Genomic DNA, 23,613 nt, shown 5'->3' with positions numbered 1-23,613 from the left:
ACTGTGACATCCGCTCGAGGGATCCGGTAGTGGATCTCACCCTCATCGTCGTCCTGGTCATCGCCCTGGCGCTGTTCTTCGACTTCACCAACGGCTTCCACGACACGGCGAACGCGATGGCCACCCCCATCGCGACGGGTGCGCTGAAGCCGCGGGTGGCGGTCGCCATCGCCGCGGTCCTCAACCTCGTGGGCGCGTTCCTCAGCACCGAGGTCGCGAAGACCGTCTCCGGCGGCATCATCCGCGAGGGCGACGGCGGCGTGCAGATCACCCCCACCATGATCTTCGCGGGGCTGATGGGCGCCATCGTCTGGAACCTCGTGACCTGGCTCCGCGGCCTCCCGTCGAGCTCCAGCCACGCGCTGTTCGGCGGGCTCATCGGCGCGGCTGTCGTGGGGGCGGGCCTCGGCTCGGTCGACTTCGGTGTCGTGCTGTCGAAGGTGATCCTCCCGGCGCTGCTCGCCCCCGCGATCGCCGGCCTCATCGCGTACACGACCACCAAGCTCGCGTACTCGATCACGCGCCGCTCCAGCGGCCCGAACGAGCGCGGCGGCTTCCGCTACGGCCAGATCTTCACGTCGTCGCTCGTCGCGCTCGCGCACGGCACCAACGACGCGCAGAAGACCATGGGCATCATCACCCTCACGCTCATCGCGGGCGACTTCCAGGCGGCGGGCTCCGGGCCCGAGTTCTGGGTCATCGCGGTGTGCGCCGTCGCCATCGCGCTCGGCACCTACATGGGCGGCTGGCGCATCATCCGCACGATGGGATCCGGCCTCACCGAGGTCAAGCCCGCGCAGGGCTTCAGCGCCGAGGCCTCCACCGCGGCCACCATCCTCGCGTCCAGCCACCTCGGCTTCGCGCTCTCGACCACGCAGGTCGCGTCCGGATCCGTCATCGGCTCGGGCCTCGGCCGCCGCGGCGCGTCCGTGCGCTGGAACATGGTCGGCAAGATCGCGCTCGGCTGGCTGCTGACGCTGCCGTCGGCCGCCATCGTGGGCGCGGTCGCCGCGCTCATCGCGAGCACCGGCACGGTCGGCTTCGTCATCGACGCGGTCGTCGGCGTGGCCGTCATCGTGTGGATCTTCTGGCGCTCGCGCCGGAACGCGGTCGACGCCCGCAACGCCATCGTCGAGGTCGACGCTGCCGGATTCGCGGTGCGCGGACGCAAGGCCACCAAGGCCGCCCGGAAGGCCAGGGAGGCCGCATGATCGACTGGAGCGCGTTCCTCGTCGTCGCCGTGGCGGCCCTCGTGGGCGCCGTCGCGGTGGTGTGCCTCTTCTCGCTCGGCGTGCGTCTGCTGGCCGTCGGCACCGAGTACGACGACGAGGGCGACAAGGTCTCGGTGACGGGCATCCGCCCGCAGGCCGCGACCGTGGGCGGCTACGTCTGCTTCGCCCTCAGCGGCCTCGCCGTCCTCTACGGCGTCTACCTCATCGTCCCGGCCCTGCACTCCTGACCCGCGGGCGCGGACGTCCGGGCTGGTCCCGGTCGCGCCGCCGCCCCTAGGCTCGATCCCGTCCCGACAAGGTCGTCGGCTCCTCCCCTCCCGTCGTCCGACCCGACCCCTCGCGGAAGAAGCCCATGACCGCAGCGCGCACGTCGTCCCCCGCCCCCGAGACCCGCGGAGGGCGCGGCGCGCTCGACCGGTTCTTCGAGGTCACGAAGCGCGGATCCACGTACGCGCGCGAGATCCGCGGCGGCGTCCTCACCTTCGTGACGATGGCGTACATCGTCGTGCTCAACCCGCTGATCCTCGGCGGCTTCAGCGCCGACCAGGCCACGCTCGACGTCGAGGGGAACTGGCTGCGGGCCTCGCAGGTGGGTGCCGCGACGGCCCTCACCGCCGGTGTCATGACGATCCTGTTCGGCCTCGTCGCGCGCCTCCCGTTCGCGTTCGCGGCGGGCCTCGGCATCAACTCGTTCCTCGCGGTGAGCGTGGTCGGCGAGGTCACGTGGCCCGAGGCGATGGGCCTCGTGGTCATCAACGGCCTCGTGATCGTGCTGCTCGCCACCACGGGGCTGCGCACCCTGATCTTCCGGGCCGTCCCGCGCGAGCTCAAGACCGCCATCACGGTCGGCATCGGCCTCTTCATCGCGTTCATCGGCTTCGTCGACTCCGGCTTCGTGCGCGGCACGGGCGTGCCCGCCTCGCCGCTCGCCCTGGGGATCGACGGCTCCATCGCCTCGCTGCCGACCGTGGTCTTCATCCTCGGCCTCGTGATCATGGGCGTGCTCATGGCCCGCCGCGTGCCGGGCGCGCTCCTCATCGGCATCGTCGCGACCACGCTCATCGCCATCGTCGTGGAGCAGGTCTTCCACATCGGCCCGTCCAACACCTCGGGTGCCACCGGCTGGAACCTCAACGCGCCCGTGCTGCCGGCGACCCCGGTCTCCCTGCCCGACCTCGGCCTCGTCGGCGCCTTCGACTTCGGCGCGTTCGGCCGCATCGGGATCATCTCGAGCCTCATGCTCGTCTTCACGCTGGTCTTCACGAACTTCTTCGACGCCATGGGCACCATGACGGGCCTCGCCAAGGCGGCCGACCTCTCCGACGAGCGCGGCGACTTCCCCCGCCTCAAGGGCGCGCTGGTCGTCGAGGGCTTCGGCGCCGTCGCGGGCGGCGCCACCTCGAGCTCGTCGAACACGGTCTTCATCGAGTCGGCCTCCGGCATCGGCGAGGGCGCCCGCACGGGCCTCGCGTCGCTCGTCACGGGCGTGCTGTTCCTCCTCGCGATGTTCTTCACGCCGCTCACGCAGGTGGTGCCGCTCGAGGTCGCGGCCGCCGCGCTGGTGATCGTGGGCACGCTCATGGCGTCGCAGATCCGCGACATCGTGTGGACCGACTTCTCGGCCGCGCTGCCCGTGTTCCTCACGGTGCTCGTCATGCCGCTCACGTACTCGATCGCCAACGGAATCGGCGTCGGCTTCCTCTCCTGGGTGCTCGTGCGCTCGTTCTCGGGCCGCGTGCGCGAGGTGTCGCCGCTGCTGTGGGTCGTCTCCGCGGGCTTCCTGGTCTTCTTCGCGCGCGGCCCCATCGAGCAGCTGTTGGGCGTCTGACCCGCCGGCGTCGCGCGGCCCTCGGCGGCCGCGCGACGCCCAGCCGTGCGTAAGGTGGGACGGGACCCCCTTTCGACGACGCACGGGAGCCCGCTCATGACCGACCTCGACACGCGCGGCGACGTGCGCGAACCCCAGGAGTCCGCGAAGCGCTGGCGGATCGTCGGGCCCGGCCTCGTGGTCGCGGCGACCGGCATCGGCGCGGGCGACCTCGTCGCGACGCTCGTGGCCGGTTCCCGCTTCGGCTACGCCCTGCTCTGGGCGGCCGTGCTCGGCGTGATCATCAAGATCTTCCTGGTCGAGGGCGCCGGCCGGTACTCGCTCGCGACGGGGAAGACGATCTTCGAGGGCTGGCGCACCGTCGGCCGGTGGACGGCCTGGTACTTCGGCCCGTACATCCTCATCTGGGGCCTCGTCTACGGCGCCGCCGCCATGAGCTCCTCGGCGCTCCCGCTCGCGGCGCTCTTCCCGGGCGTCGACCTCAAGGTCTTCGCCATCGGGTGCGGCCTCGTGGGCGCCCTCGTGGTCTGGTTCGGGCGCTACTCGGCGTTCGAGAAGATTATCGCGGTCTTCGTCGGGCTCATGTTCGTGACCGTCGTGGGCGCCGCGATCGTCACCGTGCCGAACGTGCCCGCGCTCCTCACGGGCCTCGTGCCCACGATCCCCGAGGGCGGCCTCGTCGTCGCGCTCAGCATCGCGGGCGGCGTCGGCGGCACCATCACGCTCGCGGCCTATGGCTACTGGCTGCGCGAGAAGGGCTGGGTGGCGCCCGGCTGGATGAAGGTCATGCGCATCGACAACTCCGTCGCCTACGTGATGAGCGGCGTCTTCGTGCTCTCGATGCTCGTGGTCGGCGCGGAGCTCCTCCACTCCGCCGACATCGCGCTGGCCGACGGCGAGGGCGGGCTCGTGCAGCTGGCCGACGTGCTGGGGGAGCGGTACGGCGCCTTCATGACGTGGTTCTTCCTGCTCGGCTTCTTCGCCACGTCGTTCTCGTCGATCCTCGGCGTGTGGAACGGCGTCTCGCTCATGTTCGCCGACTTCCTCGGCACCGTCCGCGGCCTCGACGCGGACGACCCGCGCCGTCGCCTCGGCGGCAGCTACTACCGGGCGTTCATCGTCTGGCTGACGATCCCGCCCATCGGCCTGCTGTTCCTCGACCAGCCGATCGGCCTGATCATCGCGTACGGCGTGCTGGGGGCCCTGTTCATGCCGTTCCTCGCGATCACGTTGCTCGTGCTCCTCAACACCGACCGCACGCCGCGCGCGTGGCGCAACCGTCCGCTCAGCAACACGGTGATGGGCCTCTCGGCGCTGCTGTTCGTGGTGCTCGGCGTGCAGCAGCTGGCGACGGAGGTCGGCAAGCTGCTGTAGCCCCGCTCAGTCGGCGGACGCGGCCTCGCGGACGGCGGCGGAGCCCTCGGCGTCGGGCGCGACGGGCGCGACGGGCGCGACGGGCGCCGGGGTCCGGAACACCACCAGCCGGTAGAGCGTGAAGTTCCACACGAGGCCGATGAGCACCGCGGTGGCCTTCGCGATGTTGATCTCGAGGAACTCCTGCTCCGCGCTGGTGCCGAACATGAGCAGCGAGCGGCCGAACGTCGTGTCGAAGCCGCGCTCGAAGAGCCAGATGACGCCGCTCTGTAGGAGGAGAGAGCTGAAGCCGGTGACGGCGAAGAACTGGAGGAACCGGCCCACCGTCACGGGCTCGCCGTGGCGGAACACGAAGAAGTGGTTGAGGAAGTACGAGATGGTGATGCCCACCGTGACCGAGACCAGGTTCGCGGCGATGACGGGCATGCCGGCGGAGAGGATCAGCAGGTTGAGCAGCACGAAGTCGAGGGCCGTGTTGAGGAGGCCGGCGATGAGGAAGCGGACGCGGCGGTCGGCGAGGAGTCTGGTCACGCTGATCCTCCCGGGCGGTCGCCGGTCGGTTCGGCGGGGGCGCACGGCGTCAGGGCGCCGGGCCACCCGAAGTGTAACAAGGAGATAACGGGCGAAGGCCGTCCCGCGCGGTCGGATCGGCGGTCGCTGGCTAGACTCGACGAGGCCCGGATCCGGGTCGACCCCCGACGCGGAGACGGAACCACCAGCTTGAGCAGTCTCACGATCGTGATCCCCACCTACGAGGAGGCGCGCAACATCGGGGAGCTGCTGCCCCGCCTCGCCGCCATGGCGGCGGAGAACCCCGACTTCCGGATCACCGCGATGATCGTCGACGACTCCTCCCCGGACGGCACCGCCGACCTCGCCCGGTCGCTCGCGCCGAGCGTCGAGACCGACGCCTTCCGCGTGCGCGTCGAGACCCGCGCGGAGAAGGCCGGCCTCGGCGCCGCGTACATCTGGGCCTTCGAGAAGCTGCTCGGGTCCGACGAGCCGCCCACGCACATCCTGCAGATGGACGCCGACCTCTCGCACGACCCCGCTTACATCACGGAGATGCTGCGCCGGGTGCGCGGCGGGGCCGACCTCGTGGTCGCCTCGCGCTACATCCGCGGCGGCGCGACGCCCGACTGGGACCTCAAGCGCCGGTTCCTCAGCGTCGGCGGCAACCTCTACACGCGCCTGTTCCTCGGGTCGCGAATCACCGACTACACGGGCGGCTTCAACCTCTACGAGACCGGGCTGCTGCGGCGGATCACGCCGTCCACCATCACGACGACGGGCTACGGCTTCCAGATCGAGATGAAGCAGCGCGCCCTGAAGCAGGCGAGGCGGCCCACCGAGGTGGCGATCGTGTTCATGGACCGCACCGAGGGCGAGTCGAAGATCCCGAGCGACACGCTCGTGAAGAACCTGCTCCTCGTGCTGCAGCTGCGCTTCGGGCTGCGCCGGGGCTGACGCATCCGGTCGCGCTCACTCCTCGGGCGTGAAGAGCGGATCATCGGGCGCGCGCTGGTGCGGCCGGGCCGGTGCGATGATCGTGCCGCGGCGCCCGCGCTCGTCGACCACCGGATCCGTCGCCCCCAGCACCTGCGAGCGCGTCCGCCCGTGCCGCGCCCAGTACGACGCGGTCCACGCGCAGATGAGGCCGTCGAGCAGGTCCTCGAGGTGCTTGTGCTGCCGCTCCAGGATCGCGGGGCCGTCGGCGACGAGCGCGGCCGCGCGCGGGTGCGTCGCGACGACGAGCGGCGGATCCGCGTGCGCCAGCCCCGCGACCGCCTCGAGCACCATGCGGAACTCGGCCGCGCGATGCGGCCGACGGTCGGCCGTCGCGAGCAGGGGAGCGAGGCGCTTGTACCGCGGCTTCATGGCAGCGAACCCGAGCTCGGGCGCGCCGACGAGCGTCGTGTACGGGTAGCACTCGAGCATCGTGCGGGCGTCCGGGTCGCGGTCGGCGTCGGATCCGTCGTCGTACTCCCATCCCGTCTCCTCCAGCCTCCGCCGCAGCGCGACGGCGCCCTGCGCGGGCAGGCCCTGGTTCGACGGGTAGGCGGAGATCCCGAGGCGCCCGTAGCGGGACGCGACCTCCTTCTCGGCGAGGCGGCTGCCCGTGGCGTTGGCGACGACGAGCGGGCCGTCGACCGCGGCGACCGCGCCGGGGCCCTGCCAGCGGTCCACCCAGGCGGCGACCTCGTCGATCCCGCGGGCCGTCTCCAGCGCGAGCACGCGACCCGACGCGTCGATGCACGCGAGCCCCGTCTCGCGCGCCGGGCGGGCCGCCGTGCCCTCCGCCCAGGCGAGGTCGATCCCGAGGAAGCGGCGCATCGGACGAGCCTATCCGCGGGCCCGGGCGCCCTCGGCGGCGCGCGGGCCCGCTAGTAGGGTCGAGGGAACCTCATGCCACGAGCGACGAGACGACGGAGCCTCCACATGACCCCTGCCAGCCCGAACGACGACCGCATCCCGACCCCGGACGGCCACCCCGTCCGGACCGAGACCGACAGCCTGGGGAGCCTCGACGTCCCCGCCGACGCCTACTGGGGGATCCACACGGCGCGCGCGCTCGAGAACTTCCCCATCAGCCTCCGGCCGCTCAGCGTCTACCCGGAGTTCGTCATCGCCCTCGCGCAGGTGAAGCAGGCCGCGGCCCGCGCCAACGTGCAGATCGGCGTCCTGGACGCCCGCAAGGCCAAGCAGATCGACGAGGTCTGCTCGGAGATCATCGCAGGGCAGCTGCACGACCAGTTCGTGGTCGGCGTGATCCAGGGCGGCGCCGGCACCAGCACCAACATGAACACCAACGAGGTGATCGCGAACCGCGCGCTCGAGAAGGCCGGCCACGCGCTGGGCGACTACCAGCACATGCACCCGCTCGACGACGTGAACCGCAGCCAGTCGACGAACGACACGTACCCGACCGCGCTCAAGGTCGCGCTCATCCACTCGCTGCTGCAGACGCTCGACGAGCTCGACCTGCTGCGCCGGTCGTTCCTCGCGAAGGGCGCTCAGTTCTCGCAGGTGCTCAAGGTGGGGCGCACGCAGCTGCAGGACGCCGTGCCGATGACGCTCGGCCAGGAGTTCCACGGCTTCGCGACGACGCTCGGCGAGGACCACGCGCGGCTCGGCGAGCTCGTGCCGCTCCTCTCGGAAATCAACCTCGGCGCGACGGCGATCGGCACGGGCATCACGGCGGATCCGAACTACGCGGCCGCCGTGCGCGGGCACCTCAGCGCCATCACGGGCTACACGCTCGTGACCGCGAGCGACCTCATCGAGGCGACGAGCGACGCGGGCGTGTTCATGACGCTCTCCTCGACGCTCAAGCGCGGCGCCATCAAGCTGTCGAAGATCTGCAACGACCTGCGGCTGCTGTCGTCGGGGCCGCAGGCGGGGCTCGGCGAGATCAACCTGCCGCCGCGCCAGGCGGGGTCGAGCATCATGCCCGGCAAGGTGAACCCGGTGATCCCCGAGGTCGTCAACCAGGTCGCGTTCTCCATCGCGGGCGCCGACGTCACGGTGACCATGGCGGCCGAGGGCGGGCAGCTGCAGCTCAACGCGTTCGAGCCGGTCATCGCGCACTCGCTCCTGCAGTCGCTGAGCTGGCTGCGGAACGCGGCGAAGACGCTGCGCGTGAACTGCATCGACGGGATCACCGCGAACACCGAGCGGCTCGCGGCCCAGGTGGAGTCGTCGGTCGGCGTCGTGACGGCGCTGACGCCCTACATCGGCTACGCCGCGTCCTCCAGCCTCGCGAAGACGGCGCTGATGACGAGCGCGTCGATCCCGGACCTCGTGGTCGAGGCGGGGCTCATGACGCGGACGCAGGTGGAGAAGATCCTCGCGCCCGACCGGCTGTCGGGACTCGAGCCCGTGACGGCGGCCATGTCGGTGATCACGCCCGAGATGCTCGCCGCGCATGCGGCCGAGGAGGGCGGCGCCGTCAACTGACGCGCCCTGGGAACACGACAGCGCGCCGCGGCCCGAGGGCTGCGGCGCGCTGTCGCGTGCGGGTGTCGTGCTCGGCGTCAGGCGTCGTCGCCCGAGGTGCGGGCAGGGGTGGTGCCGGTCGCGTCGTCGGCGGGGGCCGCGTGCGGAGGCTCCTCGCGGTGCACGGATCCGGCGATGTCGCCCGGGGTCGGCACGTGTGGGGCGTCGGCCGGCGTCGGGGCCGCCTTCGGCTTCGACGCGGCCTTCTTCGCGGCGGCCTTCGGCTTCGCGGGGGCGGGGGCCGGGGCGGGTGCCGCCGTCTCCCCGGCGGGCTGCTCGTCCGCGTCGCCCGCCTCGCCGAGGTCCTCGGGGCCGAGCGTGTCGAGGTCCTCGTCCGCGTCGTCCTCGGTGCCGTCGGCGGACGCGTCCTTCTCGCCGGCGCGCGCGGCGCCGTCACGGGGGATCGCAACGGGGCCGGTCTCGTCCTCGTCGTCGAAGGACGCGAGCGCCTCGTCGCGCGCCTCGGCCGCGGTGAAGACGGCGCGACGGCCGGCCTCCTCGCCGCGCTCGCGGAGGTCCTCGGCGGTCTCGACGACGCGGTCGCGCACGTCCTGGGACGTCTCGGCGACGCGGTGGCCGACCTCGGTGGCCTGCTGGCCGACGCGGTCGACGACGTGCTTGGTCTGGCCCGCCGTGCGGGTGCCGAGGTCCTTGGCGGTGTCGCCGACCCGGCCCGCGATGTCCTGCGTGGTGCTGCCGACGCGGCCCGCGACGTCCTGCGTGGTGGTGCCGATGCGCTCGCCCACGGTGTGCGCGGTGCGGCCGACGGCGACGGCGGCGCCCTGGACGGCGTGGCCGACGAAGTCCGCGACCTCGCGGGCGGTCTCGACGGTGCGCTCGACGACGACGGGGCCCTTCTCGTCGAGCACGGTCTGCGCCTGGCGGACGCCGCGCTGGACGGGCTCGCTCGACCACACGGAGCGGGAGGTGCGCGCGATCCCCTCGTAGCGCTTGCGCCCGGCGCGCGCGCCAAGGACGTATCCGGTGCCGATGCCGGCGAGGAAGAGGAGACGGTTGATCATGCGTCGAGCCTAGACGCGGCGGACGTGCATCGTCCGGGAGCGGCTACGCGTCCTCCTCGCCCTTCCGGCCGGTGGCGTCGTGCAGCTCGTCCGTCTCGGGATCCACGGCGTCGGGCGCCGAGACGTCGGCGTCCTCCGGGATCGAGTGGTCGTGGATCGGGTCCTGAGGCTGGTCGGTCATGCAATCGAGCCTACGCGCGGCCCCGATCGTCAGAGGATGCGCGTGTGCGTCGTGAGCGAGCCGATGCCCTCGACGGAGACCGTGACCGTGCTGCCGTCCTTGAGGAAGATCTGCGGGTCGCGCGAGTAGCCGGCGCCGCTCGTCGTGCCCGTGGAGATGAGCGTGCCCGGCTGCAGCGTGGACGACGTGGAGAGGTAGGAGACGAGGCGCGCGACCGTGCGGACCATGCCGCTCGTGCGGCCGTCCTGCACCGTCTCGCCGTCGAGGACCGTCGTGATGCGGAGGTCCTGCGGATCCGGCACCTCGTCGCGGGTGACGACGACGGGACCCGTGGGGGAGAAGCCGTCGAAGCTCTTGCAGCGGCTCCACTGCTGCTCCGAGAACTGCAGGTTGCGGGCCGTGATGTCGTTGACGACCGTGTAGCCGAAGACGTGGTCGAGCGCGTCCTCGACGGACACGTCGCGGGCGGCCTTGCCGATGACGACGCCGAGCTCGACCTCGTAGTCGACCTCCTCGCTGAGCGAGCGCGGCCAGCTCGTGGTGCCCTCGTGGCCCGAGAGCGAGTTCGGCCAGAGCGCGAAGACGGTGGGGGCGGAGGCGCTCGTGATGTTGAGCTCCTCGGCGTGCGCGGAGTAGTTGAGGCCCACGGCGTAGACGGCCGGCGGGCGGAGGATCGCGGAGGCGTGCGTGACGCCGTCCACCGGCGTGGTGCTGGTGCGGCTGGCGACGGCGCGCTCGACGGTGGCGCGGACGCGCGCCATCTCGTCGTCGCCGCGCTCGATGAGGTCCTGGAGGTCGCGGGGGGAGTCGTCGAGCACCTCGTCGAGGAAGAGCGCCTGGCCCTCCGAGACGATCGCGGCCAGTCGGGGGGTCACGCCGTCGTCGGCGAGCAGGTGGGCGAACTTCATGGCACGAGCGTATCGGGCGCGGGTGGACGGGCGCGGTTGCGGTCATAACGTGCATGGGAATGTCCGCCTCACCCGGTGCGCGGGTGCACCGCCGGGGCTCAGTCCTCGCGCACGACCTCGTCCGGCGACTTGTCGTGCCGCCAGCCGCGCCACGACGCCTGGCGGAGGCGGCCGGTGGAGGTCCACTCGGCGAACTCGACCTCGCCGACGAGGCGGGGCGTGATCCAGTGCGCGTCGCGGGCCTCGGCGGCGGGCACGTCGGCGAAGGGGCTCGTCTTCCGCGCGAGCGGCCGGAACCGGCGCAGGGCGTCGGCGAGGTCGCGCTCGGTGAAGCCCGTGCCGACGCGGCCCGCGTACATCAGGCCGTCGGGGCCGGGGACGCCGACGAGCAGCGAGCCGATGCCGGAGGACCGGCTGCCGGATCCGGGGCGCCAGCCGCCGACCACCACCTCCTGCGCGCGATGGTGCTTGATCTTGATCCAGGCGCTCGACCGCCGGCCCGACTCGTAGGGCGCGTCGACGCGCTTGGCGACGACGCCCTCGAGGCCGAGCTCACGGCTCGTGGCGAGCGCCCCGTCGAGGTCGCCGTCGAATGCGGGCGGGACCTGGATCCGGCCGCGGCCCGGCGACGTGACCGCGTCGAGGAGCGCGGCGCGGCGCTCCCGGTACGGCTCGCCGACGAGCACGCGGTCGCCGATCGCGAGCGCGTCGAAGAGCATGAGGTGCACGGGCGCGGCCTTCCGCGCACGCGCGATGTCCTTCTCGCCGGTGAGGCCGAGGCGCGTCTGCAGGAGGCCGAAGTCGGGGCGGCCGCCGTCGCCCAGCACCACGATCTCGCCGTCGAGCACCGCGTCGGCGGCGAGCTGGTCGGGCAGATCGGCGAGCTCGGGGAAGGCGGCGGTGAGGTCGACGCCGTTGCGGCTCGTGATGGTCGCCCGGCCGTCCGCGACGGCGGCGATCGCGCGGTAGCCGTCCCACTTCATCTCGACGGCCCACTCCTCGTCGGAGTCGAGGCCGGCGCCGGTGGCGGCGGTCGCGAGCATGGGCGCGGCGGCGAATGCGGCGCGGCCCTTCCGGCGGGCGCCGACGCGCGTGCGGCCGCCCGCCTTCGCGAGCGCGGCGGGGCGCGCGGGCTTCGGGTGGTGCGCGGCGGGCGCGTCCGCCGGCTCCATCAGGTGGATCAGCCAGTTGGCGTCGGCCTTCCCGTGCCCGCCCGTGTGGATGAGCGCGTAGCGGCGCGGCCCGTCGATGCCGGTGCCGTGGCCGCGCCCGTGCAGCGTCGCGATGACCTCGTGCCCATCGCGCCACTTCTCCAGCTCGAAGGTGCCCGCGTCCCAGATGGTGACCTCGCCGCCGCCGTACTCGCCCGCGGGGATGGTGCCCTCGAAGGACCCGTACTCCAGCGGGTGGTCCTCGGTCTGCACCGCGAGGTGGTTCGTGCCGTGCTCGGTGGGCACGCCCTTGGGGAGGGCCCAGCTCACGAGCACGCCGTCGTGCTCGAGCCGGAAGTCCCAGTGCAGCGCGCGGGCGTGGTGCTCCTGGATCACGAAGGAGCTGCCATCGCTGGGCGCGGGCGCGTCGGCGGGCACGGGCTCGCTCGTCTTCGCGGCGTCGCGCTTGGACCGGTAGGTCGCGAGCCGGTCGCCGGCGGCGTCCGCGTCCTTGTGCGCGAATCCCGCGAGCCGCTCGCGCGTCGGCTCGAGGCTCTCGCGGTGGCCCTCCTCGACGGGGGCGAGCGGATCCTCGCGCGTCCGCATCCGCGCGACCACCTCGTCCAGCTCCAGGTGCCGGAGTGTCGGCGACGCGAGCTCGCGCCAGGTGCGGGGCACGGCGACGGTCGGCCGGGAGCGCCCGCGCAGCGAGTAGGGCGCGACCGTGGTCTTGGCGGGGTTGTTCTGGCTCCAGTCGACGAGCACCTTGCCCTCGCGGAGCGCCTTCCTCATGTCGCTCACGACGAGGTCGGGGTGGTCGGCCTCGAGCGCGCGGGCGAGCTCGTGCGCGACCTCGGAGATCGCGTCCGCGTCGTGGCTGCCGTCGAGCGCGGCGTAGAGGTGGATGCCCTTGGATCCGCTCGTCACCGGGTACGGCTCGAGGCCCATGTCGCGGAGGATCGCGCGCGCGGCCTTCGCGACCTCGACGCACTCCGGGAGGCCGGCGCCGGGGCCCGGGTCGAGGTCGAGCACCAGCCGGTCGGGCCGGCGCACGTCGCCCGTGCGGCCGAAGCGCCACTGCGGCACGTGCAGCTCCAGCGCGGCGATCTGCCCGAGCCAGGTGAGGGTCGCGACGTCGTTCGCGAGCGGGTAGTCGTTGGCGTGGTCGCGGTGCTGGATCGCGCGGCGGAGCACCCACTCGGGCGTGTGGGCGTCGAGGTCCTTCTGGAAGAACATCTTCGCCGGGTGCTCGTCGGTGCCGACGCCGTCGACCCACCGCTTCCGCGTCACGGGCCGGTCGCGGAGGTGCGGGATCATGTGCGGCGCGATGGCGGCGTAGTAGGCGATCACGTCGCCCTTGGTCGTGCCGGTGGCCGGGTACAGCACCTTGTCGAGGTTCGTGAGCGTGATCCGCCGCCCCTCGACCTCCACCTGCTGCTTCGCGCCCGCCATCGCTCCAGCATGGACCGGGCCGGTGTTCACTGGACCCATGAGAGCCATCTGGAAGGGCGCCGTCACCTTCGGCCTCGTCAACGTGCCCGTGAAGGTCTACAGCGCGACGCAGGACCACGACGTGCCGCTGCACCAGGTGCACGACGCCGACGGCGGGCGGATCCGGTACCAGCGCCGCTGCGAGGTGTGCGGCAAGGTCGTCGACTACGCCCACATCGACAAGGCGTTCGACGACGGCGACCGCACCGTGGTGATCACCGAGGAGGACCTCTCCGCGCTGCCGGAGGAGAAGAGCCGCGAGATCGACGTCGTGGAGTTCGTGCCGAGCGACCAGGTGGATCCCGTGATGCTCGACCGCAGCTACTTCCTCGAGCCCGACTCCTCGAGCCCCAAGTCGTATGCGCTCCTGCGCCGGACGCTGCAGGAGACCGACCGCACGGCGATCGTGCACGTCACGCTCCGTCAGCGCACCCGGCTCGCGGCGCTCCGCGTGCGCGGCGACGTGCTCATGCTCCAGACGCTCCTCTGGGACGACGAGGTGCGCGAGGCCGACTTCCCGTCGCTCGACGCGGCGCCCAAGATCTCGCCGCGGGAGCTCAAGATGTCGGCACAGCTCGTGGACGGGTTCGCGGAGGACTTCGACCCGTCCAAGTTCAGCGACGAGTACCAGGAGCAGCTGAAGACCCTCATCGACGCGAAGCTCGCGCAGGGCGACTCGCTCGACACCGACGCGACCTTCGGCGAGTCCGAGGACGACGAGGACGCGGGCGGCGAGGTGCTGGATCTCATGGACGCGCTGAAGAGGAGCATCGAGCGGAGCCGGGGCGGGGGATCCGGGGCGAGGAAGGCGCCGGCGCGGAAGCCGGCCGCGAAGAAGGGGAAGGCGGCGGCGTCCGACGACGAGGACGACGCACCCGCGAAGCCGAGCAGCGCGAAGAAGGCGGCCGCGAAGCCGAAGACGGCGTCGAAGACGAAGACGGCATCCGCGAAGTCGACCGCGGCGAAGAAGCCGGCCGCGAAGTCCGGGACCGCGAAGGAGCCGGCCGCCGAGAAGAAGAGCGCCTAGGCGTCAGCCCGCGGCCGGCATCCCGTCGGTCATGACGCGCCAGAGGTGCAGGGTCGCGTAGGAGCGCCACGGCGACCACGCGGCGGCGCGGGCGTCGAGGGCGCGCGCCTCGTCGGGGAGGCCGAGCGCGGCGGCCCCGCGGCGGACGATGAGGTCGCCGGAGAGCAGGATGTCGGGCTCGCCGAGCGCGCGCATCGCGACGTAGTCCGCCGTCCAGGGTCCGACGCCGTGGAACGCGACGAGCGCGGCCCGGAGCTCCGCGCGGGGCATGCCGTGCTCGATCGCGAGCTCGCCGCTCTCGAGCGCCTCGGCGATGCGGATCAGCGTGGCCGTGCGCCGGGCGGGACCGCGCAGCAGCTCGGCGCCGTCGCGGGCGATGCGGGCGGCGGTCGGCGGCAGGCGGGTCACCGATCCGTGCGCCACGGACGCGGGCAGGTCCTCGCCGAGGTCGGCCGTCATGCGGCCGTGGGTGGCGCGGGCGCTGGCGACGGAGATCTGCTGGCCGACGACGGTGCGGAAGAGCGTGGAGCGCGGATCCAGCGTGCCGGGGATCCGGAGGCCCGGGGTCGCGCGCACGGCGGCGGCGAGCGCGGGGTCGCGGGCGAGGTCGGCGTCGATGCGGGCCGCGTCCACGTCGAGGCCGAGCAGGCGGCGCGTGCCGCCGAGGAGCTCGGGGGCGTCGGCGGCGTGCTCGACGCGGGTGGTGACCTCGACGCGCGTGACGGCGTCGGCGCTCGGAGCGGTGGCGTCGTCCGCGTCGAGCAGCCGCACGGTCACCGTCCCCGCGCCGCGCGCGAGTCGCGCGGACTGCGTGAAGGACGTGTCGTCGCCCTCCTCGGCGCCCGCGACCGCGTGCCAGGAGAGGAAGCGGATCACGCCGCCGCCGTCGAAGGGACCGGGGACCTCGAGCACCGTGCGGTCGACGTGCGCGGCGGCGCCGGGGGAGTCCATGCGCCCAGCCTGCCCGACGCCCCCGACCGCGGCCCGCGCGCGACCTAGGGTGGATCGCATGATCGACGACGTGGTCCATGCCCCCTCCGCCGACGCCGTCCGCGCGGAGCTCGTCGCGGCCCTCGGCGACGTCGTCGCGACCGACCCCGCCTCCCTCGACGATGCGCGCGGCGACCGCTCCGGCTACCGCAGCCCCGCGGATCCGATCGCCGTCGTGCGCGCGACCGACGTCGAGCACGTGGTCGCCACCCTGCGCATCGCGAGCGCCACCGGCACGCCCGTCGTCACGCGCGGCGCCGGCACGGGCCTCGCGGGCGGCGCGACGGCGACCGCGGGCGAGATCGTGCTCTCGGTGCGCGGCATGGACCGGATCCTCGAGGTCAGCGAGGCGGACGAGCTCGCGGTCGTCGAGCCCGGCGTCCTCAACGACGACCTCAACGCCCGGCTCGCCCCGCTCGGCCTGTGGTACTCGCCGGATCCCGCGAGCAAGGCCATCTCCACGATCGGCGGCAACATCGCGACCAACGCGGGCGGCCTGCTCTGCGCCAAGTACGGCGTGACACGCGAGGCCGTGCTCGCGCTCACGGTCGTGCTCGCCGACGGCCGCGTGGTCGACACCGGCCACCGCACCGTCAAGGGCGTCACGGGCTACGACCTCACGGCGCTCATGATCGGCTCCGAGGGCACGCTCGGCGTCATCGTGCGCGCGACCGTGCGCCTCCGCCCGCTCCCGACCGCGACGCCGTCGACCGTCGCCGCGTTCTTCCCCGACGCGACCTCGGCGGCGGCGGCGTCCTCCGCGATCACGGCTGCGCGCATCCGGCCGGCCGCGATGGAGCTGCTCGACGCCGGCGCGCTCGAGGCCATCGACGCGTTCCTCGGCACCGACCACTCCACGCGCGGATCCGCCCACCTCCTCGTGCGTTGCGACGGCCCGGACGCCGCCGCGGAGGCCGTTCGCGTGGTCGAGGTCGTGGTCGCGGGCGGCGGCACGGCCGACGTGACCGACGACGCCGACGAGGGCGAGCGCCTCCTCGCGATCCGCCGCGCCTTCCACCCGGCGCTCGCCGCCCGCGGCCGCGTGCTCATCGAGGACGTGGCCGTGCCGCGCTCCCGCCTCGCCGACATGCTCGCGCGCATCCGGGAGATCGAGCGGGAGACGGGCCTGCGGATCCCGACGGTGGCGCACGCGGGCGACGGCAACCTGCACCCCAACTTCTGCATCCCCGAGGACCCGACCACGCCCGACGGCGATGCGACCGGCATCCCCGGCGACGTGTGGCGCGCGGCCGACCTCCTCTTCCGCGCGGCCGTCGACCTCGGCGGCACGCTCACGGGCGAGCACGGCGTGGGGCTCCTCAAGCGGCGCTGGCTCGCCGACGAGCTGGGCGAGGACGTCATGGGGCTGGCCGCCGGGATCCGCCGCGTCTTCGACCCGCAGGGCATCCTCAACCCGGGCAAGGCGGCCTGACGGGCCGGCGTCGCGCCCCGCGTGTCCGCGTGCGACGCCGCCCCCGACGGCCGACGACCCCGCCAGTAGGCTGGCGAGGCCGATCCGCCGAAGAGAGGGCCGTCGTGACCGACCCGTCCGTCCCCGTGACCGTCCACCGCCCCTCGCCGACCTCGCCGCCGCCGTCCATGGAGCTGCCGACGGCGCACGCGCCCTCGCGCATCACCGCGTCGGCCGTGCTCGGCGTCGTGGGCGTCGCCGTCCTGCTGCTCGTCGGACTCGTCGTCGCCGCGTATCTCGTGCTCAGCCTCGGGGTCCAGGCCGTCGCGATCTGCGCGCTCCTCGCCCTCATCCCGCTCGCCGGCGTGCTCCTCGCCATCCGCTGGGTCGACCGGTGGGAGCCCGAGCCCCGGCTGGCGCTGCTGTTCGCGCTGCTGTGGGGCGCGGCCGCGTCCGTGGCGATCGCGCTCCTGTTCGACCTCGTCGCGCAGTACGCGCGCCTCGCGATCGGCGTGCCCACGCAGTACACCGAGTTCCTGCAGCTCGCCGTCCAGGCGCCCGTCGTGGAGGAGTCGGCGAAGGCGATCGGGCTGCTGCTCGTCTTCTGGGTCGCGCGCCGCCACTTCGACGGGCCGGTGGACGGCATCGTCTACGGCGCGACCATCGCGGCCGGCTTCGCCTTCACGGAGAACATCGTCTACTTCGGCGGCCCGCTCGTCTCGGGCACCACGGGCACGCTCGTCGGCACCTTCGTGATGCGGGGCCTGTTCTCGCCCTTCGCGCACGTGACCTTCACCATGATCACCGGCATCGCGATCGGCTACGGCGCGCGCCGCGGGCCGGGCGCGGCGCTCGGGTTCGGCGCGATCGGGCTGGTCGGCGCCATCGTGCTGCACGCCCTCTGGAACACGGGCGTCACCATCACGGGCGACTTCCTCTCCTTCTACGTGCTGCTGCAGGTGCCGATCTTCGCCTTCCTCGTGACGGTCGTGATCCTGCTGCGCCGCTACGAGATCCACCTCACGCGCCGCCGCCTCCGCGAGTACGCGACCGTCGGCTGGTTCACGCCCGCCGAGGTCGAGATGCTGAGCACCTGGCAGGGGCGCCGCCGCGCGCGGCTGTGGGCGCGCACGCGCGGCGGCGACGCGGGACGCGCGATGGGGCTGTTCACGCGGGACGCGACCCGGCTGGCGTTCGCGCGCCAGCGGATGCTCTCGGAGCGGCCCGCGGCGTCCGGGCGCTCGGAGGCCGGGCACCTCGACGACGAGCGCCGCCTGCTGCGCGCCGTGACCGAGCACCGCGAGGCGCTCCTGCGCGGCGGTCGACGCTAGCCGCCCGGCGTCTCGGCCGACGCCCGCACCCGTCCGGTGTCGCCGGTCGCGAGTAGCGTCGAAGGCATCACACGAGGAGGCACCACCATGAGCGATGCGAAGCAGGACACCACCGGCGGCGACGAGAAGGAGATGCTCGGCTCCTCCACCCCCACGCCGCCGCAGAGCGCCGAGAAGGACCCGAGCACGTGGGTCACGGGCGACGAGCCGATGACGGGCGCACAGCGCAGCTACCTCGACTCGCTCGCCACGCAGGCCGGCGAGGAGATCTCCGCCGACCTCAACAAGGCCGAGGCGAGCGAGCACATCGAGCGCCTGCAGGAGAAGAAGGACACGGCGTCGCCGCAGTCGGACGACGCGAGCTGATCTCAGCATGAACGGGAGGGACGGGCGCCGCATGGGCGCCCGTCCGTCGTCGCGTGACGCGGGGGCCCACGCGGGGAGGGAGCACGGATGACCACGCTGGTCGGGTACGTCCGCGTCGCGCGCTCCGAGGAGCCGTACCAGGACCAGGTCGACGCCCTCGATGCGGCCGGCTGCGAGCGCATCTTCGTCGACGTCGCCGGGGGGCGCCGGGCCCCGCGGCCGGGCCTGCAGGACGCGCTCGACTACCTCCGCGAGAACGACGAGCTGCTCGTCGTGAGCCTCGACCGGCTGGGGCCGGGCACCGCCGATGTCGTGCGGATCCTCAACGGGCTCGAGGCGCGCGGCATCGCCTTCCGCGCCATCCGCGACGGGCTGGAGGCCGGCACGGCGGCCGGCCGCGGGCTGTTCGCGGCCACGCTCGCGCTCGCGACGGTGGAGGAGACGACGGAGGCCGAGCGGCGCCGCAGGCGGCCCGTCGACCGGCCCGCGCGATCCGCGTCCGGCGCCGACCCCGAGGCCGGCGCCGCGCAACCCGCCGCGCCCGCCCTCCCGTCGCTGCCCAAGGGGATCACCCGGCGGAAGCTGCAGATCGCCGTCGAGGAGCGGTCGAAGGGCCGCGACACCGCGGAGATCGCGCGCGTGCTCGACGTGAGCGAGCGCGTCGTCACGCGTGCGCTGGCCTGGGCCGAGTCGGGCCGCCAGGGCGGCATGCTGCGCTGACCCCGCGGCGCACGGCCCGTGCGAGCCGGCCGGTGCGCGCTGGTCCGCGCGACGGAGGGCGTCGGCACCCGCGGCCGAGGTGCCGGGCCGGGCGGTTTCCTACCCTGGGGACATGACCGGATCCCGTCCCGCCGCCGCCCGACGACCGCAGGCTGGCTCCCGGGTCGTCCGCCGTCGCCGCGACGCGGTGCTCGCGGCGGTCGTCGCGACCGCGGTGGTCGGCGCCGGCCTCGTCACCGGCATCCTCCCGTCGCCCGCGGGCGGGGCGTTCGCGGATCCCGCGTCGTGCACCGTCGACGCGCTCACGGGCGGCTGGTCCATCGGCACGCTGCACCTCTCGGCGGAGGAGGTGGACGGCGACGCGGGGCGCACCGTCCTCGACGTGCGCGGCGACACGCCTGCCGCGACCGCCAGCACCATGAAGGTCCTGACCGCGGCGGCCGCCGTCGAGGCGCTCGGCCCCGACCGCCGGATCGCGACGCGCGTCGTGCAGGGGGCGCGGGCCGACACGGTCGTCCTCGTCGGCGGCGGCGATCCCACGCTCAGCCGCCTGGCGTCCGGCACCGACGGCGTCTACCCCGACGCCCCGCACCTCGACGACCTCGCGCGCCAGGTGCTCGAGGCCCGCCGCCAGGATCCGGACCTCGCGGGCGTCCCCATCCGCCGCCTCCAGGTCGACAGCGGCCTCTTCACCGGACCCGCCTGGCTGCCGGAGTGGCCGCTCGAGGCCCGGCGCGGGGGATCCATGTCGAACATCACGGCGCTCATGGTCGACGGCGACCGCGACGACCCGGCCGAGGCGTACTCCCGCCGCGGCGAGGCGGCCGTCGCGCGCGCGGCCGACGCCTTCGCGGCGCTCCTCGGCGACGACGTGGCGGCCGACGGCCCGCTCGTGACCGCGGCGTCCGGATCCGCCGTGCTCGGCACCGTGGAGTCCGCGCCCGTCCGCGGCCTCGTCGGCTACATGCTCACCCACTCCGACGACACGCTCGCGGAGACGCTCGCGCGCCTGGTCGCGATCGAGACGGGCGCGGGCAGCGCCACCGCCGACATCCAGCGCAGCACGCCCGCCGCCCTCGCCGGCCTCGACCTGCCCACCGACGGGATCGTCCTCGTCGACGGCTCGGGCCTGTCGGACGCGAACCGCGTGCCGGCCGCCCTCCTCACCCGGCTCATGGTGCGCATCGCTGAGCACCGCGGCGACCTCGCCATCGTCGACGCCGGCCTCGCCGTCGCCGGGCGCACCGGTACGCTCGCGGAGGGCGGCCGCTTCACCGGCGAGGCCGACGCGGCGGCCGGCCGGATCCGCGGCAAGACGGGCACGCTCGAGCGGATGCACGGCCTCACCGGCATCGCCGACGCGGAGGACGGCACCGAGGTCGCGTTCACGATCTGGGCGGAGGACGTGGAACCGTCCGTCCCGGCGGAGTCCGCCCGCGCGGAGATCGACGCCCTCGCGACCGGGCTGCACCGCTGCGGCGGCGCGCTCGGCGGCTGATCCCGGGGCCGGGAGGCCGCTACGACCCGGCGCGCTCCACGAGCCGGTGGTCGTGCGCGTACACGACGAGCTGCACGCGGTCCCGGAGCGCGAGCTTCGCGAGGATGCTGCTCACGTGCGTCTTCACGGTCGACTCGCTCACGAACTCGAGCGCCGCGACCTCCGCGTTCGACAGGCCGCGCGCCACGTGCCCGAAGACGTCCTTCTCGCGGGCGCTCAGCGAGCGGAAGGCGGGCGGCGCCACGGGCGCGGGCGCGGCGGTCGCGTCGGAGGTGAACAGCTGCGTCAGCTCGTCCGGCGCGAGCACGGCGCTGCCCGCGTGCACGGCGCGGATGGCCGCGGCGAGGAACGCGGGCGTCGCGTCCTTGAGCAGGAAGCCGCTGGCTCCTCCGCGGATCGCGGTGGCCGAGGCGCGGTCCAGCGCGAACGTCGTCAGCACGATGACGCGCGGGGGAGCGTCGCGGGTGCCGTCGAAGAGCGCGCGCACGGTCTCGAGCCCGTCCATCACGGGCATGCGCATGTCGAGCAGCACGACGTCGGGCCGCGCCTCGTCGATCACGGCGAGGCCCTCCCGCCCGTCGCCGGCCTCGCCCACCACCTCGAGGTCGGGCTGGGCGTCGAGGGCGACGCGCACGCCGCCGCGGAACAGCTCCTGGTCGTCGACGAGCACGATGCGGATCACGGGCGGCCTCCCGGCACGGTGGGGATGTAATGGGAGCCCGGCAGCGGGATGCGGGCCCGGGCGGTGAAGAGGTCGTCGACGGGCTCGGCCTCGAGGTCGCCGCCGACGGCGGCGAGCCGGGCGCGCATGCCCTCGACGCCGGTGCCGACGCGCAGCGACTCGAGGCCGAGGTGGGCGCCGCTGTCGGGGACGGCGCCGGGGCGGGCGACCGGGTTCTCGACCTCGAGCACGACGTCGGACGCGCGCCAGGTCTCGCGCAGGCGGATCCGGCCACCCGGTTCCCCGTGCCGCATCGCGTTGGTCGTCATCTCCTGCGCGACGCGGCGGATGACCACCTGGCGCACGGGATCCACGGGCCGCCGGGTGCCGCGCACCTCGTGCGCGAGGTCGACGCCCGCGGCCCGCACCCGCGCGACGACGGCGTCGAGGTCCTCGGGCCCGTCGTCGGCCTCGGCGACGCTCGTGCCGCTCAGCACCTCGCGCACCTCGGCGAGCGAGCGGCGGGCGGTGTCGGCGATGGTGGCGGAGACGCCGCGGATCCGCTCCTCGTCGTCGAGGAACTGCACCGAGTCGGCCTGCGCGATGATCACGGCGAGCGAGTGGCCGACGATGTCGTGCACGTCCCGCGCCATGCTCGCGCGCAGCGTCTCGGCGTGCGCGAGGTCGACGGCCTTCACGGCGGTGTCCTCGGCCTGGACACGGAGCCGCGACTCGGTCGTCCGGGCGCGGATGACGCGCACCACGAGGCCGGTCAGCCACGCGAGCAGCAGCATCAGCACCGGGGCCGCGACGAAGATCATGGCGCCGATGCCGCCGGGGCTGATCAGGAGCGAGTAGCGGGCGCCCGTGTGCAGCAGGTAGACCGTCGCCATGGCGCCGCCCACGACCGCGGAGGCGCCGCCGATCACCGCCGTCGCGCGGGATCCCCGTCGGGCGGTGGAGTAGAGCACGAGCAGGAGGGCGAGGTCCGCGAAGCCGGGCCGCTCGCCCAGCTGCCACTGCGTCAACGCCATCACCCAGGCGAGGGCGAGGGCGGCGCCCGGGTACGCCGAGCGCACGACCACGGACAGGAGCACGAGGGCGGCGACGGGGAACCCCGCCTCCTGCACGTCCACCGGCGGGCTCAGGGCGAGGCCGGCGAGCACGAGGCCGACGACCGCGTCCACGAACAGCTCGATGCCGTCGCGGTGACGGGGTGCCCGCGTCGACGTCGAGCGCCTCGCGGCGGCGGTCCCGGTGTCCATCGGCCACAGCCTAGGCGCGGGCCCGCAGGAGGGTCGCCCCCCGCGGGTACCGGTCGCCGGTACCCGCGAGGGAGGGACCTACTTCTTCTTCGTCAGCGCGGATCCCTTGTGGGCCGCGGTCTTGCCGGACTTGTCGCTCTCCACGATGTACGCGGGCTCGTCGGACGAGGCCGTGAAGTGCTGCCCGTCGTGCTGGAAGTCCTTCGTCTTCTCCTCGACGACCTTCCCGTGGGTCTCGCCCTGCGGCGTGTTCCAGGTCACGTGGTCGCCCTTCGTGAGGTCCGCCATCAGATCGTCGCCACCGATCCGGAGTCGACGCGGTAGTTCGAGCCGTTCACGAACGACGCGAGGTCGGAGCAGAGGAACGCGACCACGTTGGCGACCTCGGCGGGCTCGCCGCGGCGCTTCAGCTCCATGTACGGGCGCTCCTCGTCGAGGAACGACTCGATCGCGTCGTCCTTCGAGGTGCCCAGCTGGTCGGCGCGCTTCTCCATCATCGCGTCGGTCATGGGCGTGTGGATGAAGGCGGGCGAGACCGCGTTCACGAGCAGCCCCTCCTTGGCGTAGCTGCGCGACAGGCCCTTCGACAGCGCGAGGATCCCGGCCTTGGCGGCGCAGTACGGGAGCTCGTCGTCGTACGGCTGCACGGCGTCCTCGGAGGCGAGGAACACGATCCGCCCCCAGCCGCCCTTGCGGAGCGACGGGAGGAACCGCGTCACGAGCCGCACGGGTCCCATCAGGTCGACCTCGATGGTGTTCGTCCAGCCCTCGTCGTCGATCTCGTGGAAGAGGCCCTGCGCGCCGGTGATGCCCGCGGACTGCACGAGGATGTCGATGTCGCCGACGGCCTCCTGCACCTTCTCGTGCAGCGCGGCGAGCGACTCGACGCTCGTCACGTCGGCCGCGAGCGCGTGCACGCGGTCGCCGCCGTCGAGCTTCGCGGCCGCCTCGTCGAGCGATCCCTGGTCCTGGTCGCTGAGGACGACGGTCGCGCCCTCGGCCAGCAGGATGCGCGCGGTCTCCCACCCGATCCCCGAGTCGGCTCCCGTGATGAGCGCGGTCTTGCCTGTGATGCCGAGATCCATCCCGGTCTCCTCGTCTGCCCCGCGTGGGGCGTCGTCGTGTCGTCTGCCGTGCCCTCCCGGACACGACGAGGGCCGC

General features: G+C 73.6%; 23 protein-coding genes. 12 read left to right on the top strand and 11 right to left on the bottom strand.

The genetic code is table 11. The annotated features are described in order from the left end of the window. Positions 1-29: 29 nt before the first annotated feature. The 4 genes from CMN_RS10140 (at position 30) to CMN_RS10125 (ending at position 4,434) form a co-directional block, all read left to right on the top strand. Positions 30-1,211: an inorganic phosphate transporter gene (locus tag CMN_RS10140; protein WP_015490718.1), complete on the top strand. Its 1,182-nt coding sequence runs from the start codon at positions 30-32 to the stop codon at positions 1,209-1,211. Further along, positions 1,208-1,459 (top strand): hypothetical protein, encoded by a 252-nt coding sequence (locus CMN_RS10135; RefSeq protein ID WP_012038771.1) that lies wholly within the window; start codon positions 1,208-1,210, stop codon positions 1,457-1,459. Before CMN_RS10140 ends, CMN_RS10135 begins: the two co-directional genes overlap by 4 nt. A gap of 125 nt (positions 1,460-1,584) precedes the next feature. Then, positions 1,585-3,060 carry an NCS2 family permease gene (locus CMN_RS10130; RefSeq protein WP_015490717.1) on the top strand — a complete coding sequence of 492 codons (1,476 nt, stop codon included), beginning with the start codon at positions 1,585-1,587 and terminating at the stop codon, positions 3,058-3,060. 96 nt (positions 3,061-3,156) lie between these two features. Then, the gene (locus tag CMN_RS10125) at positions 3,157-4,434 is read left to right on the top strand and encodes an Nramp family divalent metal transporter (protein ID WP_015490716.1); all 1,278 of its coding nucleotides are present in this window, start codon (positions 3,157-3,159) and stop codon (positions 4,432-4,434) included. 6 nt (positions 4,435-4,440) lie between these two features. On the opposite strand, the gene CMN_RS10120 is transcribed toward CMN_RS10125, so the two are convergent. Beyond that, complete coding sequence (locus tag CMN_RS10120) at positions 4,441-4,965, bottom strand: GtrA family protein (RefSeq protein WP_015490715.1); 525 nt, start codon at positions 4,963-4,965, stop codon at positions 4,441-4,443. Between the two features lie 189 nt (positions 4,966-5,154). Between CMN_RS10120 and CMN_RS10115 the strand changes: the two genes are divergently transcribed. Continuing rightward, a complete protein-coding gene (locus CMN_RS10115) occupies positions 5,155-5,901 on the top strand; it encodes a polyprenol monophosphomannose synthase (protein WP_015490714.1) in 747 nt (248 codons plus the stop codon). A 15-nt stretch (positions 5,902-5,916) separates the two neighbouring features. Here CMN_RS10115 and CMN_RS10110 read toward each other — a convergent pair whose 3' ends face one another. After that, complete coding sequence (locus CMN_RS10110) at positions 5,917-6,768, bottom strand: DUF429 domain-containing protein (RefSeq protein WP_015490713.1); 852 nt, start codon at positions 6,766-6,768, stop codon at positions 5,917-5,919. A 105-nt stretch (positions 6,769-6,873) separates the two neighbouring features. On the opposite strand from CMN_RS10110, the gene CMN_RS10105 reads away from it, so the two are divergent. After that, complete coding sequence (locus CMN_RS10105) at positions 6,874-8,391, top strand: aspartate ammonia-lyase (protein ID WP_015490712.1); 1,518 nt, start codon at positions 6,874-6,876, stop codon at positions 8,389-8,391. A gap of 77 nt (positions 8,392-8,468) precedes the next feature. Here the strand turns inward: CMN_RS10105 and CMN_RS10100 are convergent, their stop codons facing one another. From CMN_RS10100 to CMN_RS10090, 4 genes are all read right to left on the bottom strand, one after another. After that, the gene (locus CMN_RS10100; RefSeq protein ID WP_015490711.1) at positions 8,469-9,452 is read right to left on the bottom strand and encodes a hypothetical protein; all 984 of its coding nucleotides are present in this window, start codon (positions 9,450-9,452) and stop codon (positions 8,469-8,471) included. 43 nt (positions 9,453-9,495) lie between these two features. Beyond that, entirely contained in the window at positions 9,496-9,633 is a 138-nt protein-coding gene (locus CMN_RS15130) for a hypothetical protein (protein WP_015490710.1), read from the bottom strand. A 29-nt stretch (positions 9,634-9,662) separates the two neighbouring features. Beyond that, positions 9,663-10,541, bottom strand: coding sequence for a fumarylacetoacetate hydrolase family protein (locus CMN_RS10095; RefSeq protein ID WP_015490709.1), 879 nt, complete (start codon positions 10,539-10,541; stop codon positions 9,663-9,665). Positions 10,542-10,639: 98 nt separating this feature from the next. Then, positions 10,640-13,144 (bottom strand): ATP-dependent DNA ligase, encoded by a 2,505-nt coding sequence (locus tag CMN_RS10090; RefSeq protein WP_015490708.1) that lies wholly within the window; start codon positions 13,142-13,144, stop codon positions 10,640-10,642. A 37-nt stretch (positions 13,145-13,181) separates the two neighbouring features. On the opposite strand from CMN_RS10090, the gene ku reads away from it, so the two are divergent. Next, a complete protein-coding gene (gene ku, locus CMN_RS10085; protein WP_015490707.1) occupies positions 13,182-14,210 on the top strand; it encodes a non-homologous end joining protein Ku in 1,029 nt (342 codons plus the stop codon). A gap of 3 nt (positions 14,211-14,213) precedes the next feature. Here the strand turns inward: ku and CMN_RS10080 are convergent, their stop codons facing one another. Further along, positions 14,214-15,161 (bottom strand): DNA-3-methyladenine glycosylase family protein, encoded by a 948-nt coding sequence (locus CMN_RS10080; RefSeq protein ID WP_015490706.1) that lies wholly within the window; start codon positions 15,159-15,161, stop codon positions 14,214-14,216. Positions 15,162-15,219: 58 nt separating this feature from the next. Between CMN_RS10080 and CMN_RS10075 the strand changes: the two genes are divergently transcribed. From CMN_RS10075 to CMN_RS10055, 5 genes are all read left to right on the top strand, one after another. Further along, positions 15,220-16,632, top strand: coding sequence for an FAD-binding oxidoreductase (locus CMN_RS10075; RefSeq protein ID WP_015490705.1), 1,413 nt, complete (start codon positions 15,220-15,222; stop codon positions 16,630-16,632). Positions 16,633-16,736: 104 nt separating this feature from the next. Further along, positions 16,737-17,942: a PrsW family intramembrane metalloprotease gene (locus tag CMN_RS10070; RefSeq protein WP_015490704.1), complete on the top strand. Its 1,206-nt coding sequence runs from the start codon at positions 16,737-16,739 to the stop codon at positions 17,940-17,942. 87 nt (positions 17,943-18,029) lie between these two features. Then, on the top strand, positions 18,030-18,308 hold the full coding sequence (locus CMN_RS10065; protein WP_015490703.1) for a DUF3072 domain-containing protein: 279 nt from the start codon (positions 18,030-18,032) through the stop codon (positions 18,306-18,308). Positions 18,309-18,395: 87 nt separating this feature from the next. Next, the gene (locus CMN_RS10060) at positions 18,396-19,028 is read left to right on the top strand and encodes a recombinase family protein (protein WP_015490702.1); all 633 of its coding nucleotides are present in this window, start codon (positions 18,396-18,398) and stop codon (positions 19,026-19,028) included. 112 nt (positions 19,029-19,140) lie between these two features. Next, on the top strand, positions 19,141-20,526 hold the full coding sequence (locus CMN_RS10055) for a D-alanyl-D-alanine carboxypeptidase/D-alanyl-D-alanine-endopeptidase (protein WP_015490701.1): 1,386 nt from the start codon (positions 19,141-19,143) through the stop codon (positions 20,524-20,526). Between the two features lie 19 nt (positions 20,527-20,545). Here the strand turns inward: CMN_RS10055 and CMN_RS10050 are convergent, their stop codons facing one another. From CMN_RS10050 to CMN_RS10035, 4 genes are all read right to left on the bottom strand, one after another. Next, on the bottom strand, positions 20,546-21,208 hold the full coding sequence (locus CMN_RS10050) for a response regulator (RefSeq protein ID WP_015490700.1): 663 nt from the start codon (positions 21,206-21,208) through the stop codon (positions 20,546-20,548). After that, entirely contained in the window at positions 21,205-22,452 is a 1,248-nt protein-coding gene (locus CMN_RS10045; RefSeq protein WP_015490699.1) for a sensor histidine kinase, read from the bottom strand. The genes CMN_RS10050 and CMN_RS10045 overlap by 4 nt, the downstream gene beginning before the upstream one ends. Positions 22,453-22,530: 78 nt before the next feature. Continuing rightward, positions 22,531-22,740 carry a hypervirulence associated TUDOR domain-containing protein gene (locus CMN_RS10040; protein WP_015490698.1) on the bottom strand — a complete coding sequence of 70 codons (210 nt, stop codon included), beginning with the start codon at positions 22,738-22,740 and terminating at the stop codon, positions 22,531-22,533. Further along, the gene (locus CMN_RS10035; RefSeq protein ID WP_015490697.1) at positions 22,740-23,537 is read right to left on the bottom strand and encodes an SDR family NAD(P)-dependent oxidoreductase; all 798 of its coding nucleotides are present in this window, start codon (positions 23,535-23,537) and stop codon (positions 22,740-22,742) included. The genes CMN_RS10040 and CMN_RS10035 overlap by 1 nt, the downstream gene beginning before the upstream one ends. Positions 23,538-23,613: the final 76 nt, after the last annotated feature.

The organism is Clavibacter nebraskensis NCPPB 2581 (assembly GCF_000355695.1).
Classification (GTDB): Bacteria; Actinomycetota; Actinomycetes; order Actinomycetales; family Microbacteriaceae; genus Clavibacter; species Clavibacter nebraskensis.
This window is presented reverse-complemented; position numbering and strand designations above follow the sequence as displayed.